At 72.0% G+C, this 13,935-nt stretch carries 15 protein-coding genes; 13 read left to right on the top strand and 2 right to left on the bottom strand.

From position 1 onward, the window contains the following. Positions 1 to 11: 11 nt before the first annotated feature. The 7 genes from J8M51_RS23685 to J8M51_RS23655 all read left to right on the top strand — a co-directional run bounded on the left by J8M51_RS23685 (position 12) and on the right by J8M51_RS23655 (position 6,291). Positions 12 to 1,523: a SulP family inorganic anion transporter gene (locus tag J8M51_RS23685; RefSeq protein ID WP_267299448.1), complete on the top strand. Its 1,512-nt coding sequence runs from the start codon at positions 12 to 14 to the stop codon at positions 1,521 to 1,523. A 118-nt stretch (positions 1,524 to 1,641) separates the two neighbouring features. After that, positions 1,642 to 2,469 (top strand): slipin family protein, encoded by an 828-nt coding sequence (locus J8M51_RS23680; RefSeq protein WP_267299447.1) that lies wholly within the window; start codon positions 1,642 to 1,644, stop codon positions 2,467 to 2,469. A gap of 109 nt (positions 2,470 to 2,578) precedes the next feature. Continuing rightward, a complete protein-coding gene (locus J8M51_RS23675) occupies positions 2,579 to 3,955 on the top strand; it encodes a PhoX family protein (protein ID WP_267299446.1) in 1,377 nt (458 codons plus the stop codon). Between the two features lie 129 nt (positions 3,956 to 4,084). After that, entirely contained in the window at positions 4,085 to 4,903 is an 819-nt protein-coding gene (locus tag J8M51_RS23670; RefSeq protein ID WP_256964501.1) for a helix-turn-helix domain-containing protein, read from the top strand. Further along, positions 4,903 to 5,163, top strand: a complete 261-nt coding sequence (locus J8M51_RS23665) for a DUF397 domain-containing protein (RefSeq protein ID WP_267299445.1) — start codon at positions 4,903 to 4,905, stop codon at positions 5,161 to 5,163. The genes J8M51_RS23670 and J8M51_RS23665 overlap by 1 nt, the downstream gene beginning before the upstream one ends. A 31-nt stretch (positions 5,164 to 5,194) precedes the next feature. Beyond that, positions 5,195 to 6,055, top strand: a complete 861-nt coding sequence (locus J8M51_RS23660) for a polysaccharide deacetylase family protein (RefSeq protein WP_216586488.1) — start codon at positions 5,195 to 5,197, stop codon at positions 6,053 to 6,055. A gap of 41 nt (positions 6,056 to 6,096) precedes the next feature. Next, positions 6,097 to 6,291 (top strand): hypothetical protein, encoded by a 195-nt coding sequence (locus tag J8M51_RS23655; RefSeq protein ID WP_086765015.1) that lies wholly within the window; start codon positions 6,097 to 6,099, stop codon positions 6,289 to 6,291. On the opposite strand, the gene J8M51_RS23650 is transcribed toward J8M51_RS23655, so the two are convergent. Further along, on the bottom strand, positions 6,283 to 6,954 hold the full coding sequence (locus tag J8M51_RS23650) for an ABC transporter (protein ID WP_179203577.1): 672 nt from the start codon (positions 6,952 to 6,954) through the stop codon (positions 6,283 to 6,285). The genes J8M51_RS23655 and J8M51_RS23650 overlap by 9 nt on opposite strands. Beyond that, positions 6,954 to 7,862 carry an ABC transporter ATP-binding protein gene (locus J8M51_RS23645; RefSeq protein WP_179203578.1) on the bottom strand — a complete coding sequence of 303 codons (909 nt, stop codon included), beginning with the start codon at positions 7,860 to 7,862 and terminating at the stop codon, positions 6,954 to 6,956. The genes J8M51_RS23650 and J8M51_RS23645 overlap by 1 nt, the downstream gene beginning before the upstream one ends. A 70-nt stretch (positions 7,863 to 7,932) precedes the next feature. Between J8M51_RS23645 and J8M51_RS23640 the strand changes: the two genes are divergently transcribed. The 6 genes from J8M51_RS23640 to J8M51_RS23615 all read left to right on the top strand — a co-directional run bounded on the left by J8M51_RS23640 (position 7,933) and on the right by J8M51_RS23615 (position 13,895). Next, entirely contained in the window at positions 7,933 to 8,667 is a 735-nt protein-coding gene (locus J8M51_RS23640; protein ID WP_086765018.1) for a peptidyl-tRNA hydrolase, read from the top strand. A gap of 175 nt (positions 8,668 to 8,842) precedes the next feature. Beyond that, on the top strand, positions 8,843 to 9,451 hold the full coding sequence (locus J8M51_RS23635; protein WP_086765021.1) for a DUF4142 domain-containing protein: 609 nt from the start codon (positions 8,843 to 8,845) through the stop codon (positions 9,449 to 9,451). 131 nt (positions 9,452 to 9,582) lie between these two features. Next, positions 9,583 to 10,389: a DUF4142 domain-containing protein gene (locus tag J8M51_RS23630; protein WP_086765024.1), complete on the top strand. Its 807-nt coding sequence runs from the start codon at positions 9,583 to 9,585 to the stop codon at positions 10,387 to 10,389. A 147-nt stretch (positions 10,390 to 10,536) separates the two neighbouring features. Continuing rightward, on the top strand, positions 10,537 to 11,946 hold the full coding sequence (locus tag J8M51_RS23625) for a DUF692 domain-containing protein (RefSeq protein ID WP_398856725.1): 1,410 nt from the start codon (positions 10,537 to 10,539) through the stop codon (positions 11,944 to 11,946). Between the two features lie 250 nt (positions 11,947 to 12,196). Then, on the top strand, positions 12,197 to 13,006 hold the full coding sequence (locus tag J8M51_RS23620; RefSeq protein ID WP_267299444.1) for a DUF4142 domain-containing protein: 810 nt from the start codon (positions 12,197 to 12,199) through the stop codon (positions 13,004 to 13,006). A gap of 118 nt (positions 13,007 to 13,124) precedes the next feature. Continuing rightward, positions 13,125 to 13,895 (top strand): TIGR04222 domain-containing membrane protein, encoded by a 771-nt coding sequence (locus J8M51_RS23615; protein WP_086759410.1) that lies wholly within the window; start codon positions 13,125 to 13,127, stop codon positions 13,893 to 13,895. The last annotated feature ends 40 nt before the right edge of the window (positions 13,896 to 13,935 follow it).

Raw genomic sequence — 13,935 nt, 5'->3', positions numbered from 1 at the left:
AGGTACCCGAGATGAACTCCATACCCTCATCCGCCCGCCCCGCGCGGTTCCCTCATCTGCGGCAGGACTTCGGCGCCTCGCTCGTCGTGTTCCTGGTCGCCCTCCCGCTGTGCGTCGGTGTCGCCGTCGCCTCCGGGGTACCGGCCGAACTCGGCCTGGTCACCGGCATCGTGGGCGGACTCGTCGCCGGACTGATGCCCGGCAGCAGCCTCCAGGTCTCCGGCCCGGCGGCCGGGCTGACCGTCCTCGTCTTCGAGGCGGTGCGCCAGTTCGGGCTGCCCGCCCTCGGGGTGATCGTGCTCGCCGCCGGTCTGCTCCAACTCGCCATGGGCGCGCTGAAGCTGGGCCGCTGGTTCCGCGCGATATCCGTCTCCGTCGTCGAGGGCATGCTCGCCGGCATCGGCCTCGTGATCATCGCCGGCCAGCTCTACGCGGCGGCGGGCCTGAAGGCCCCCGCCTCCGGCCTCGGCAAGATCGCGGGCCTGCCCGGCGCCGTCACCGCCGCACTCGGCTCCACCGCCGCGCTGGCCTCGCTGGCGATCGGCGCGGGCACCATCGCCGTGCTGGTGCTGTGGAAGCGGCTGCCGAAGAAGGTCCAGCTGGTCCCCGGCGCGCTCGCCGCGGTCCTGCTGGCCACCCTCGCCACCCTCGCCTTCAGCCTCCCGGTGGCGAACGTCGAGGTGAAGGGCCTGCTGGACGTGATCCAGCCGCCCGGCCTGAGCGCCTTCGGGCAGCTCGCGGACGTGGCGATCCTCGGCACGATCCTCGCCTTCACCCTCATCGCCTCCGCCGAGAGCCTGTTCAGCGCGGCGGCCGTGGACCGGATGCACGACGGTCCGCGCACCGAGTACGACAAGGAGCTGATGGCCCAGGGCGCCGGCAACACGGTGTGCGGGCTGCTGGGCGCCCTGCCGATGACCGCGGTGATCGTCCGCAGCTCCGCCAATCTCCAGGCGGGCGCGAGGACGAAGGCGTCCCGGGTCCTGCACGGCGTCTGGCTGCTGCTCTTCGTGGCCCTGCTGCCGGGCGCCCTGGCCCTGATACCGCTGCCCGCCCTGGCCGGCATCCTCGTCCACGCGGGCTGGAAGCTGATCCCGTTCCGGGAGGTCGTCTCCCTGTGGCGCGGTCACCGGGGCGAGGCGCTGATCCTGGTGGCCACGGCCGTCGCGATCGTCGCGGTCAACATGTTCGAGGGCGTACTGATCGGTCTGGCCCTCTCCGTGGCCAAGACCGCCTGGGAGGCCTCGCACATCAAGCTGGAGGTCATCGACAAGGGCGCGGGCCCCGTCCAGGCCTACCTGTCCGGCAACGCGACCTTCCTCCGTCTCCCGAAGATCCTCGACAACCTCGAATCCCTCCCCCAGGACCGTCCCGTGGAGCTGCATCTGACCGGTCTCCACCACCTGGACCACGCCTGCCGCACCGCCCTGGAGAACTGGGCGTCCCGGCACAGCACGACCGGCACGGAACCGGTCCGTATGACGGTCCCGGAACCGGAGAAGGTGACGTCGGCGAGGTCCTGACCCGGCCGCACCGCAAGGCGCCCCGGCCCCGGGCCGGGGCGCCCCCGTTTTCCCTTCTCCCTCGCCCCCGACATATCGTGGTAATCCCACGGATACGGGGCGACTCAAGGGGGTCGTCATGCTGGAATCCCTGCTCATCGCCGCCGCGGCGGTCGGCTCCGCCGCCGTCGTCTATGTCGCGGCCGCCGCCCGAGTGGTCAAACAGTACGAACGGGGCGTGGTCTTCCGTCTCGGCCGTCTGCGCGGCGACCCCAGAATCCCGGGCTTCACCATGGTCGTCCCCGGTATCGACCGCATCCACAAGGTCAATATGCAGATCGTGACGATGCCGGTCCCGGCCCAGGAGGGCATCACCCGCGACAACGTCACCGTCCGTGTCGACGCGGTCGTCTACTTCAAGGTCGTGGACGCGGCGAACGCGCTCGTCCAGGTCCAGGACTACCGCTTCGCGGTCTCCCAGATGGCCCAGACCTCCCTGCGCTCGATCATCGGCAAGAGCGATCTGGACGACCTCCTCTCCAACCGCGAGAAGCTCAACCAGGGCCTGGAGCTGATGATCGACAGCCCCGCCGTGGAGTGGGGCGTCACCATCGACCGGGTGGAGATCAAGGACGTGTCCCTCCCCGACACGATGAAACGCTCCATGGCCCGCCAGGCGGAGGCCGACCGCGAACGCCGCGCCCGCATCATCAACGCGGACGCGGAGCTCCAGGCGTCGAGAAAGCTCTCGGAGGCGGCCAAGGAGATGGCCGACACCCCCTCCGCCCTCCAACTCCGCCTGCTGCAGACGGTGGTGGCGGTCGCCGCCGAGAAGAACTCGACCCTCGTGCTCCCCTTCCCGGTGGAACTCCTGCGTTTCCTGGAACGCGCCCAGGCAGGCCCCCCACCGGACACCCCACGCCCGCTCTCGTCCCCACCTCCGACGCCGCCCCCTCCGACCGAGTGACACCCCCACGACTCCTCCCCCGTCCCTCTACGCGCGTGGTTCACGTGACGTTGACCGCGTGATACACACAGGCGGGTCACATCCTGTCCGCCAACAGGAAGGTCCCCCCATGTCAGTGACCCGCCGTCAGGCCCTCGCCCGCTCGGGCGCGGGTATCGCAGGCATCGCGTTCACCGGAACCCTGTCCGAACTCTTCGCGGGCACGTCGTCCGCGCAGAGCCCTCTCGGCCACTCCGGGGGCTACGGCCCCCTCCTCCCCGACCCGAACGGCCTGCTCGACCTGCCGAAAGGTTTCCGCTATCGCGTCCTCTCCCGCGAGGGCGATCCCCTCCGCTCGGGCGAGGGCCCGGTCCCCAGCAACCACGACGGCATGTCCGCCTTCCCCGGCCGCCACGGACGCGTCCACCTCGTCCGCAACCACGAGAACCGCCACAACGGCCGTATCCCGGTCCCCACGATCGAGGGCCTCACCTACGACCCGATGGGCAAGGGCGGCTGTACGTCGCTGACGCTCGACGCCCGCGGCAAGGTCCTCTCCGAGCGCGTCGCCATCGCCGGCACCGCGGTCAACTGCGCGGGCGGGCCCACCCCTTGGGGCACCTGGCTGACCTGCGAGGAGACCGAGGACAAGGCAGGCACCAACGGCTACACCAAGGACCACGGTTTCATCTTCGAGGTCGACGCCGCCGACCCGCACCGCTCGGGCGCCGTCCCCCTCACCGCGATGGGCCGCTTCCAGCACGAGGCGATCGCGGTCGACCCGAAGCGAGGGGTCGTCTACGAGACCGAGGACGCCTTCGAGAAGCCCTTCGGCCTCTTCTACCGCTTCCTCCCCGACAAGCCCAAGGGCGGCCTCGGTTCACTGCGCGCGGGTGGCCGCCTCCAGGCGATGCGCGTCCCCGGCGTCCCCGACCTCTCCCCCATCCAGGACCCCGGCGCCTGCTTCGACGGCATCGAATGGGTCGACGTCCCCGACCCCCTCGCCGCCCGGACCGCCATCCGGCACCAGGACTTCGGCCCCGGCGGCATCACCCACGCGCAGAAGCTCGAAGGCTGCTACTGGGGCGGCCGGTGCGTCTACTTCGTCTCCTCCTTCGCCCGCAGCGCGGACGGCTCCGCCGCCGACCACTACGGCCAGATCTGGCGCTACGACCCCGACCACCGCACCCTCACCCTGGTCATCGCCTTCGGCCCCGACACCGACCTCCAACTCCCCGGCGAATCCCCCGACAACATCTGCCTCGCCCCCTCCGGCGGCCTCATGGTCTGCGAGGACGGCAACGGCGCCCAGCACGTCTACGGCGTCAGCCGCAAGGGCGACGTCTACGCCATGGCCCGCAACGCCCAGAACATCGGCACCGCCGAGGAACCCGAATGGGGCGAGTTCGCGGGCGTCACCTTCTCCCCCGACGGCGAGACGATGTACGTCAACTGCTACACCCCCGGTACGACGTTCGCGGTGACGGGGCCCTGGCGTCGCACCTGACGGACACCACGCACGCACGTGTACGGCCCGGCGCCGTACACGTGCGTTCGATGGACAGTACGCGTAACCATTCGTGACTCTGGGTGAGTTGATCGTGGGGAGATCCGACTCATCTGGAGGTGGCCGAGCGTGAGTGTCGACTGGGAGCCGGACCCGTCCGACAGTCTGAAGACGTTCGGGGCGTTCGTACAGGCGCTGCGAGAGCATCACGGCTACACGAGAGAGCAGTTCGCGCCGCTGGTGGCGTTCAGCGTGCATACGGTCGCCTCGATCGAGCTGGGGAGGCGGATGGCGGACGAGGTGTTCGTGGAGCGGGCGGACCGGGTGCTGGGGAACACGGGGGCGTTGCTGAGGGCGGCGAAACATCTTTCGCGACAGCCGGGGTTGGCGTCGTGGTTCAGGAAGTGGGCCCAGCTGGAAGGCCAAGCGGTCAGCCTGAGTACGTACGAGTGCCGGTTGGTGCCAGGGTTGTTGCAGCCGGAGCAGTACGTGCGGACAGTGTTCGGCGAGAGCATCCCGCCCCTGGCCGACGAACAACTAGAAGCCCAGGTGACGGCTCGCATGGATCGGCAGCGGCTGCTCCGCGAGCGCCCCAACACATCGTTCAGTTTCATCATCGAAGAGGCCGTTATCCGGCGGGAGTTGGGCGGGCCGGAGGTCACGCGCGCGATGCTCGACCATCTGCTGGAGCAGATGCGCCTCCGCAACGTGGTGGTCCAGATCATGCCGCTGAGCAGCAGGCATCACGCCTGTCTCGACGGTTCCGTGCGACTCGTCGAGTTGCCGGACGGGCGCCGACTCGCGTACTCCGAAGGGCAGCAGACCGGTCGGCTGATCTCCGACGGGAAAGAGGCACGCCTGCTCAACCAGCGGTATGCGACACTGCGCTCGCAGGCTCTCAGCCCGGCCGACTCCGAGAGCCTGCTGGAGCGAATGCGAGGAGCGTAATGACCAGGTCCGAACTCTCCTGGAGCAAGAGCACCTACAGCAGCGCCCAGGGCGACAACTGCGTAGAGATCGCACTCCCCTGGCGGAAGTCGACCTACAGCGGCACCCAGGGCGACGACTGCGTAGAAGTCGCCGCCTCCCCCACCACCATCCACGTCCGCGACTCCACGCGCCCCACCGGCCCCGCGCTGGCCCTCACCCCCTCCTCCTGGGCCCCCTTCATCGCCCAGGCGGGTGACTTCGGGCCGGACGTTCCGTAATCCGTCGACCCCCTCGCCGTACGTTCATGCGGTGATCAGACCTGTACGAAGAATCACCGCGCTGGCCGCGCTCTGCGCGCTCGGCGCCGCCCTCAGCGCCTGCGGCGGCACGCGGCCCTCGACGCGCATCGTGAACGCCAGCGCGAGCCCCACGGCGGTCACCTCGTCACGGCCGCCCACGCTCGCACCGGGCCCGGCCGGGCTGACCCCCGTGTTCGAGCACGGGCTGCGGAGCCGTGGTGACAAGACCGTGGCGCTCACGTTCGACGCGGACATGACCGTGGAGCAGGGGGAGCGGGCCGCCGAGGGGGAACGCTTCGACAACCCGGAGCTGATCGCCGCGCTGCGGCAGCTGAAGGTTCCGGCCACGGTGTTCCTGACGGGGCGGTGGGTCGAGGAGTACCCGATCCAGGCGCGGTCGATCGGCCGGGACCCCCTGTTCGAGGTCGCGAACCACTCGTACAGCCACCACGCCTTCACCGCGGACTGCCACGGCCTGCCGACGATGGCGCCGGGGCGGATGCGGGCCGATCTGGAGCGGGCGTACCGCGTGTTCCACGAGGCGGGCGTGCGGGACCCGATGCCGTACTTCCGGTTCCCCGGCGGCTGCTACGACAGTCGCGCGCTGCGGAACCTCAGCGCGTCCGGGGTGACGGCCGTGCAGTGGGACGTGGTGAGCGGGGACGCGTTCGCGACGGACGCCGAGGACGTGGTGCGGGAGGTGCTGGACGGGGTGCGGCCGGGGTCGGTCGTGGTCATGCACTGCACACGGAGTGGCGCCCCGGTCACGGAGAAGGCCGTACGGAAGATCGTGCCGGTGCTCCGGGCGCGCGGGTACCGCTTCGTGAAGGTGTCGGACCTGGTCGGGGCCACCACGGCGACGGCGCCCTGAGCCCTCGGCCGGCCCCGGCCCCGTCGCTCTACGCTGGACCTATGAGCGACTACTGCGGCACCGAAACCACCACGGAATCGGCCTCGACCCCGGCGGAGGTCGCCGCCGACGGCCCGCCCTTCGCCGCGTGCGTCCTGTGCCAGGAGCCCACCGAGTATCCGGAGTCCCACAAGGGGATCACGCTGTGCCCGGTGTGCGAGTGGCGGGAGGCGGAGCGGAACGCCTGTTCAGGCTGAGCGGCGGGTCGTCAGGGCGCAGGCCACGGCCGTGGCCGCCGCCGCGAGGAGCCCGGCCGCGAGCAGGGGCAGCACGGGCACCGGGACCGTCGCGTGCCGGGAGCCGTCGACCAGGGCCGTGACCGCCGCCCGCGCCGGGGAACCCGCCACCACCAGCGCCAGCAGCGCGCCCAGCAGGAGCGCGGGGACGGCCCGGCCCCGGGAGCGCAGCAGCGGCCAGTTGGTGAGCGCGCCGACCGCCGTGCCGAGGAGGGCGCAGACGAGCGCGGCCAGCAGGCCGGCGCCGCCCGCAGGGAGCGACTCCACCCGGGTCTGGTGGTCCGTGCTGGTGGGAGCGCTGATGATCGTGACGAGGACCGTGGCCGCCGTGCCGAGGAGCGCCGACGCCGAGAACGCGACCAGGACGCAGGCCAGGTGCGCCCGGCCGGGACCGGCCGCCGCGCCCGTGCAACTGCGGGCCGCGGGCGGCTCGTTGGTGACACAGATCCGCATCAGCCAGGCGGAGACGGGCAGCAGCGCGGCGGCCGTGTAGCCGAGCGAGTCGAGCACCGGCTGCCCCTTCTGCACACCGATGGCGAGGAACGCCGCGTAGAGGATGACGGGCGGCAGCCAGCGCTGGGAGCGGACGAGAAGCGCCGCCTGGTAGCGGAGGAGGGCGGTCATCAGGGGCGCTCCAGTTCGGGTTCCGGTGTCGCTTCCGGTCGCGGTTCGGGCAGCGGCACAGGCGCGGGCACGGGCGTCACACTCACCACGTGCCACGGCGGCGTGGCGTCCAGCAACGCCCGCAGCAGCTCGTCGGAACCGTCCTGCGGGACCGTGAACCGGTGGGTGCCGTACGCCGTTTCCTCGACGCCCGTCACCACCTTCCGCACCTCCTCCGGAACTTGGGCATCAGCCGCCCCCCTCCCTTCCACGACCACGGAGACCGCCGAGTCGCTCTGCGGCACCCGGAGTTCGAGCGCGCCGTCCACCACCGCGTACGTCGCGTCCGGCGCCCCGGCCAGCCGCCGGGGGTCGTGGTCGACGAACACCACGGCGGCACCGGAGGCGGTCCGCTCCCCCACCACCCGCTCCAGTTCCTCGCGCGCGTCGGCGTCCAGGCCGGTCCACGCCTCGTCGAGGACGAGCAACTCCGGTGCGGCGAGCAGGGCCTGGGCGACGGCGACCTTCTGGCTGCTGCCCTTGGACAGCTCCCCCATCGGCGTACGGGCGTACTCGGCGGCCCCGAAGCGCTCCAGCCACTCGGCGGCGGCGCGGGCGGCGGCCGGGCGGTCCAGGCCGTGCACGGCGCCGAGATGGGTGAGGTACTCGGCGGCGGTGAACGGCAGCGCGGCGGGGAAGCGTTCGGGGACGTACGCCGTGCGCGGGCGGCCCGTGGCCCGGCCCTCGGTGGGCGCGTCGAGCCCGGCGAGGACGCGCAGCAGCGTCGACTTGCCGGTGCCGTTCGCGCCCTCGACCCGGGTCAGCGTGCCGGGGGCGATCTCCAGGTCGACATCGCGCAGCACCCAGTCGCCCCGGAGGCCGTAGCGGCGGCCGACACCCTCCAGCCTCAGCAGTAACTCACGTTCCATGCCCCCATCCTCGTACAGGCGGACGAGCACCTGTCCCGGGAACGGGTCTTCCGCCTGGCAGACTGGGCCTGTGACCACCAGTGATCCCACACAGGACGGCCGAACGGGCCAGGACAGCCCCTTCCGGGACGAGCGGACCGCCCGCGACGAGGCGCCGCAGTTCGTGCTGCCCCTGGTCGCGCGGATCGAGAAGACCTCGCCCCCGGCGCGTACGGACGCGCTGGAGACCGCCGCACGGGCCGTGCTGGTGATGCTGAGCGACGCGCGGGCCCTCGGTGACGGGGAGTGGGCCGAGGCGATGCGGAGCTGGCAGGACGCCCGGATCCGGAAAGTGGTCCGGCGGGCGCGCGGCGCGGAGTGGCGGCGGGCCGAGGCGCTGCCGGGGATCACGGTGGCGGGCAAGTCGGCCGAGGTGCGCGTCTTCCCGCCGGTCCCCCTCGACGGCTGGCCCAAGGACCTGGCCCGCCTCCAGGTCTCCGGCACGGACCTCGACGACCCGGAGCCGCCGTCCGACGCCGACCCGGCCGCCCCGGTGCTCTGGCTGAACCCGGAGGTCGCCATGTCGGCGGGCAAGGCGATGGCCCAGGCCGGTCACGGCGCCCAGCTCGCCTGGTGGGACCTCGACGCCACGGCCCGCGCCGCCTGGCGGGACGCGGGCTTCCCGCTCGCCGTCCGCACCGCCGCTGCCGCCCACTGGCGGACCCTCACCACGGCCGGCCTCCCGGTCGTCCGCGACGCGGGCTTCACGGAGATCGCCGCCGGTTCCGTCACGGTGATCGCGGACCATCGGCCGCTGCGGGGCTGAGAGGGCGCCTCGTGTCCGCCTGAGCACGTCCTGAACACGCCCAGAACACGTCCTGAGCACGTCGTTCTCAGCCCGCTCAAAGAACGTTGAACAACTCCGCCGCCCCACGCGTACTTCCCGGTACTGGCCAAGCAACTGCCCCAACGACCAGTTGGCATCATCCGGGAGGATCACTTTGCCTCGTCTCAACGGTTCGGTCTACGCCGGCCTGGCTCTCGTCGTCACCGTCGGCGCGCTGGCGTTCCCGATGTGGTCCTACACAGACCGTTCCGGCACCGCCCAGGCCAACATGGCCGCCAGCTCGGTGAACACCCAGTGGGGTCCGCTCACGGCGTCCGACCGTGACCTCATCATCCGTGTCCGGCTGGCCGGGCTGTGGGAACTGCCCGCCGCCGAGAAGGCGATGGCGCGGTCCAAGAGCCCGGAGGTCCGCGAGGCGGCGGACCACCTGATCGTGGGCCACAAGGACCTCGACGAGCGAGTGCGGGCCGTGGCGTCCCAGATGGGCGTCGAGCTGCCGAACGTGCCGAACGAACAGCAGCAGGGCTTCCTCGCGCAGATGGACAACGCGACCGACGACCAGTTCGACCGGGTCTGGGCCAACCTGCTGCGCTCCGCGCACGGCAAGATCTTCCCGGCCATCGGGGCGGTACGGAACATGACCGAGAACACCCTGGTGCGCCAGCTGGCCTCGGACACCAACCAGACCGTGCTCGACCACATCACGGTGCTGGAGAAGACCGGCCAGGTCGACTTCGACGCGATCGCCAACGGCACCATCTGACGCGGCCCCGACGGCGCCCCGGGCACCCGCCCCGGGCCGCGGTCCAGGACCGGGCACACCCCGCGGTCATCACCCGCACCCCCGCAACGTTCAGTCCCCAACGATCAGTTGGTTTCCTCCGGGAGGCTCTTTTGCGACGCTCCAAGGGCTCTGTCCTCGTCGCCCTGGCGATCGCCGGCACACTCACCGCGGTCGCCTACCCCATCTTCTACTCGTACCCCAACCGCAACGCCACGGCCGCGGCGGCGCTCACCGGTGACACGGTGACCACGCAGTGGGGTCCGCTCACCCCCGGCGACCGCGACCTGCTCATCCGCGTGCGGCTGGCGGGACTGTGGGAGCTGCCCGCCGGGCAGCAGGCACTGGAGCGCAGCGGCAGCGCGTCCGTCCGAGAGGCCGCCGACCACCTGATCGTGGGCCACACCGACCTCGACAAGCGCTCGCGGGTCATCGCGGCGAAGCTGGGCGTCGAGCTGCCGAACCAGCCGACGGCGGAGCAGCAGGGCTGGCTGGACCAGATGACGGCCAGCAAGACCGAGGCCGAGTACAACAAGACCTGGGCGAACCTGCTGCGGGCCGCGCACGGCAAGATCTTCCCGGCGATCGCCTCGGTGCGGAACTCCACCCGCAACACGCTGATCCGCCAGCTGGCCTCCGACGCCAACCAGACCGTGCTGGACCACATCACGATCCTGGAGAAGACCGGAGAGGTCGACTTCGCGACGATCGCCGACAACTCGGTCAGCGGCACCGCGAGCCCGACCGGCCCGCCGGCACCCGTCCCCGGTCAGGTGCCGCCCGCCGCGCCTCCGGCCGTGCCGTCCACCAACCCGGACGTGAAGTCGACCCCGTCGCCCTTCAACAACAGTCCGGTTCCCACCGGCCGTCCGGACCCGGAGGAGATCAACAAGGACCAGGGCACGGTTCAGGTCCAGTAGCGCCGGGCTCGACGGCTCGGGCGGAAAGCTCAAATGTTGCTCTGAAGGTCCCCTCCACGGGGTTCGGGCCCCGCTGCCGGGGCCATCACTCCGGCACGCCGGAACACAGGTCCGCCGTAGGGAGACACACAGGGTCCTGGTGCAGCCGTGACCGACGTGACCGAGGAGGGGGCAGAGACGATGGGGCAGATCGCGCAGACCGCACGGGTGGGGCAGGCAGGGGCGTCGAGCACGTGGGCGGCGTCGGGGACGCTGGGGACGGGCATCGGGTGGCGGCCGGAGATCGCCGACGCCGTCGAGCGCATGGCCGGGACGGCGGGCGGTGTCGACTGGGTCGAGGTCGTCGCCGAGAACGTCTGTCCCGGTCATGTCGACGCATCCTTGCTGCGGCTGCGGGAGCGCGGCGTCACGGTGGTACCGCACGGCGTCTCCCTCGGTCTCGGCGGCGCCGACCGCCCCGACGAGCAGCGCCTGCGCTCCCTGGCGGAGCGTGTGGAGGCTCTGGGCGCCCCCCTGGTGACGGAGCACATCGCGTTCGTCCGGGCCGGGGGCGCGCTCACCGCCTCGCCGCTGCTGGAGGCCGGGCACCTGCTGCCGGTGCCACGCACCCGGGACGCCCTGGACGTGCTGTGCGAGAACGTCCGGATCGCCCAGGACGCGCTGCCCGTGCCGCTCGCGCTGGAGAACATCGCCGCCCTCATCAGCTGGCCGGGCGAGGAGATGACCGAGGGGCAGTTCCTCTACGACCTCGTCGACCGCACCGGCGTCCGCCTCCTCATCGACGTGGCGAACCTGCACACCAACCACGTCAACCGGGGCGAGGACCCGGCGAAGGCGCTCGCCGAGCTGCCGGTCGAGGCCATCGCGTACGTCCATGTCGCGGGCGGCTTCGAGCGTGACGGGGTCTGGCACGACAGCCATGCCCACCCCGTCCCCCAGCCGGTCCTCGACATCCTCGCCGACCTCACCTCCCGGGTGACCCCGCCGGGTGTCCTCCTGGAGCGCGACGACAACTTCCCCGAGCCCGGTGAGCTGGAGCGGGAGCTGGACGCGATCCGGGGGGTGCTGGAGAAGGCCGAGGTGCGGGGCCCCGGGAGTCTCGTCGAGGAGGCCGAGCCTGCGCCCGTCGAGGAGGCCGAGCCGGTCGCCCGGCAGCGGCTCGGGCTCGCGCAGGCCGCGCTGCTGTCCGCGCTGGTCGCGGGGACACCGGTGCCCGAGGGGTTCGACCGGGTGCGGCTGGGCGTGCAGGCGCGGGCGCTGGCCGCCAAGCGGGCGGACGTCGTGGCGAAGGTGGCACCGGAGCTGCCGGAGATCCTCGGATCGTCGTACCGGCCGACGTTCGTGGCCTACGCGCAGGGCCACCCGATGACCGACGGCTACCGGCGGGACGCGCTCTCCTTCGCCGAGCATGTGCTGCTCACCGGGCGCCCCGACGACGCGGACGTGCTCCGCGCGGTCCGCCGGTGGTGGCTCGAGCGCTCGGGCCCCGCGCCGCTCTCGCAGCGCCCGACGGCGCGGCTGGCCCGCGCGACGCGCAGGGTGCTGCTACGCCGTTGAGCCGGGGTGTTCGCCCCCGATGTGCTGCGATTAACAAACCCGTGCCCCCCACACGGGTTTGCTGTCGTTTGTGCCCCGTTCCGACATGATTCGCCCACCCCTTCGCGTACACCGTCCGGCGCACTTTGTCCCCTCCTCAACCGTTCCTCCGCATACGGCAGTTGGCGTAGACCGGGCAGTAACATGCCGTTCGGCAGGCCGATCAGCACCCAGAGCGCATTAGCGTGCGGTGCCGCGAGCAGGAGGCGCCATGCGAACCACCAGGGGCAGAAGGGGACTTTTCAGTGGCACAGGACTCATCGTCGCCGGACTGACGGCGACACTCGTCGCGCTGGTCTTCCCGGTCTGGTCGTACGCGGACCGCTCCGGCACCGGCGCGAGCGTGCTCAACGCGACCACCGTGACGACGCGGTACGGCGCGCTGTCCGCCCTGGACCGGGACTTCATCACCAAGGTCCGCCTGGCGGGGCTGTGGGAACTGCCCGCCGGACAGCAGGCCGAGACCAAGGGCACCACCGAGGCCGTACGGGTCGCCGGTGAGCACCTCATCAAGGGGCACACCTTCCTCGACGCCCGGGTCCGCAATGTCGCCGCGCGCCTCGGCGTGCCGCTACCCAACCAGCCGACCGACCAGCAGAAGGGCTGGCTGGACACGCTCACCGCGGCCCGGGGCCAGGAGTACGACCGGGAGTTCGCCAACATCCTGCGCCTGGCGCACGGCAAGGTCTTCTCCGTCGTCGCCCAGGTCCGCGCCACCACGCGCAACTCGCTGGTCCGCGACCTCGCCGACGACGCCAACACCACGGTCCTGGACCACATCAAGGTCCTGGAGGCCACCGGGCTCGTCGACTACGACGCGATCGCCCGCGACACCGTCTCCGCGAGCGCCCCGCCCCTCACCAACTCCCCGGCCCCGCCCGTCCCGCCGAACGACCCCGGCTCCCCGGTCCCGGTGACCCCGTCACCCGTCCCGGCCACCCCGACGCCGGCGCCCTCCGCGTCGCCGTCGCGCTACGCCCTGCCCCCGGCCGCCAACGGACCGGTGGAGGACGGCGGTTAGCCGCCGCGCCTGGCAATTGCGGCCCGCAACGGTGAACAAACGGACGAGACCGGGAACGTTCCCTCCGGATTACGGTCATCGCCCGCCGCCGCCCCGGGCCGGCGCATAGAAACACGCCATGCTCTGGGTCCTCTTCCTCCTCCTGGCCTGGGCCGCCGCCGGCGTGTCCTGTGCCCGACTCTGTCTGACCTCGCTGCGGGCGGCGGCGGCCGACACCGCCGCCGTCCGCCCGGACCACGTCCACCACTGCCACCGGCTCACGCTGTACGAGGCGGCGTTCCTGTCCGGCGGCCCGGCGCGTGTCGCCGACCTCACCCTCGTCTCCATGGCCCGGCAGCGCCGGCTCCTGCTCGCCCACACCGGCTGGGCGACCGTCGTGGACCCGGACGGGCGGGACGAGATGGAACGGTCCGTCATAGGCGCGATAGGCCCCGGCGGCCAGTCCCGGATCGCACCCGTACGGCGGACCGCCGCCACCGCGGACTCCGTACGGCGGCTCTCCGACCGGCTCGTCGCGGCGGGGCTGGCCGTGCCGGAGGCCTCGCGGACGGGCGTGGCCGACGCGGTCACGCAGGTGCGGGGCGCCGCGCTCGGTGTGTGCGGTCTGGGGGCGCTGGCGCTGATGCTGCCCTCGCAGGGCTTCGAGGAGCAGCGGGTGCTGGTCGCGCTGTGGTTCGCGCTGCCGCTGGTGCTGACCCTCAGCTGCCTGGTCATCGCACGGATCGAGGGACCGCCGGGCACCCGGTGGGCCTCGCCGGAGGGCCTGCGGGTGCTGGGCGCGGTGGTGGGCCGGGGCGGCGGCGAGGTGGCGGACCTGGTCTCCGTGGCCGTGTGGGGGGTGGGGGCGGTGGAGTCCCCCGAGCTGCGGGCGGCGTTCGAGCAGCGGTAGTACACGGCACGGGCGGCGGAACACACGGGCGGCCGGTGCT

It is taken from the genome of Streptomyces griseiscabiei (assembly GCF_020010925.1).
GTDB lineage: Bacteria > Actinomycetota > Actinomycetes > Streptomycetales > Streptomycetaceae > Streptomyces > Streptomyces griseiscabiei.
Note: the sequence above shows the minus strand (reverse complement) of the source record. Positions and strands in the feature narration are given on the sequence as shown.

Excerpts from the sequence above, each read along its gene's own strand:
- J8M51_RS23685 (WP_267299448.1), top strand. The coding sequence starts at position 12 with ATGAACTCCATACCCTCATCCGCCCGCCCCGCGCGGTTCCCTCATCTG.
- J8M51_RS23680 (WP_267299447.1), top strand. The coding sequence starts at position 1,642 with ATGCTGGAATCCCTGCTCATCGCCGCCGCGGCGGTCGGCTCCGCCGCC.
- J8M51_RS23675 (WP_267299446.1), top strand. The coding sequence starts at position 2,579 with ATGTCAGTGACCCGCCGTCAGGCCCTCGCCCGCTCGGGCGCGGGTATC.
- J8M51_RS23665 (WP_267299445.1), top strand. The coding sequence starts at position 4,903 with ATGACCAGGTCCGAACTCTCCTGGAGCAAGAGCACCTACAGCAGCGCC.
- J8M51_RS23655 (WP_086765015.1), top strand. The coding sequence starts at position 6,097 with ATGAGCGACTACTGCGGCACCGAAACCACCACGGAATCGGCCTCGACC.
- J8M51_RS23650 (WP_179203577.1), bottom strand. The coding sequence starts at position 6,954 with ATGACCGCCCTCCTCCGCTACCAGGCGGCGCTTCTCGTCCGCTCCCAG.
- J8M51_RS23645 (WP_179203578.1), bottom strand. The coding sequence starts at position 7,862 with ATGGAACGTGAGTTACTGCTGAGGCTGGAGGGTGTCGGCCGCCGCTAC.
- J8M51_RS23620 (WP_267299444.1), top strand. The coding sequence starts at position 12,197 with ATGCGAACCACCAGGGGCAGAAGGGGACTTTTCAGTGGCACAGGACTC.
- J8M51_RS23615 (WP_086759410.1), top strand. The coding sequence starts at position 13,125 with ATGCTCTGGGTCCTCTTCCTCCTCCTGGCCTGGGCCGCCGCCGGCGTG.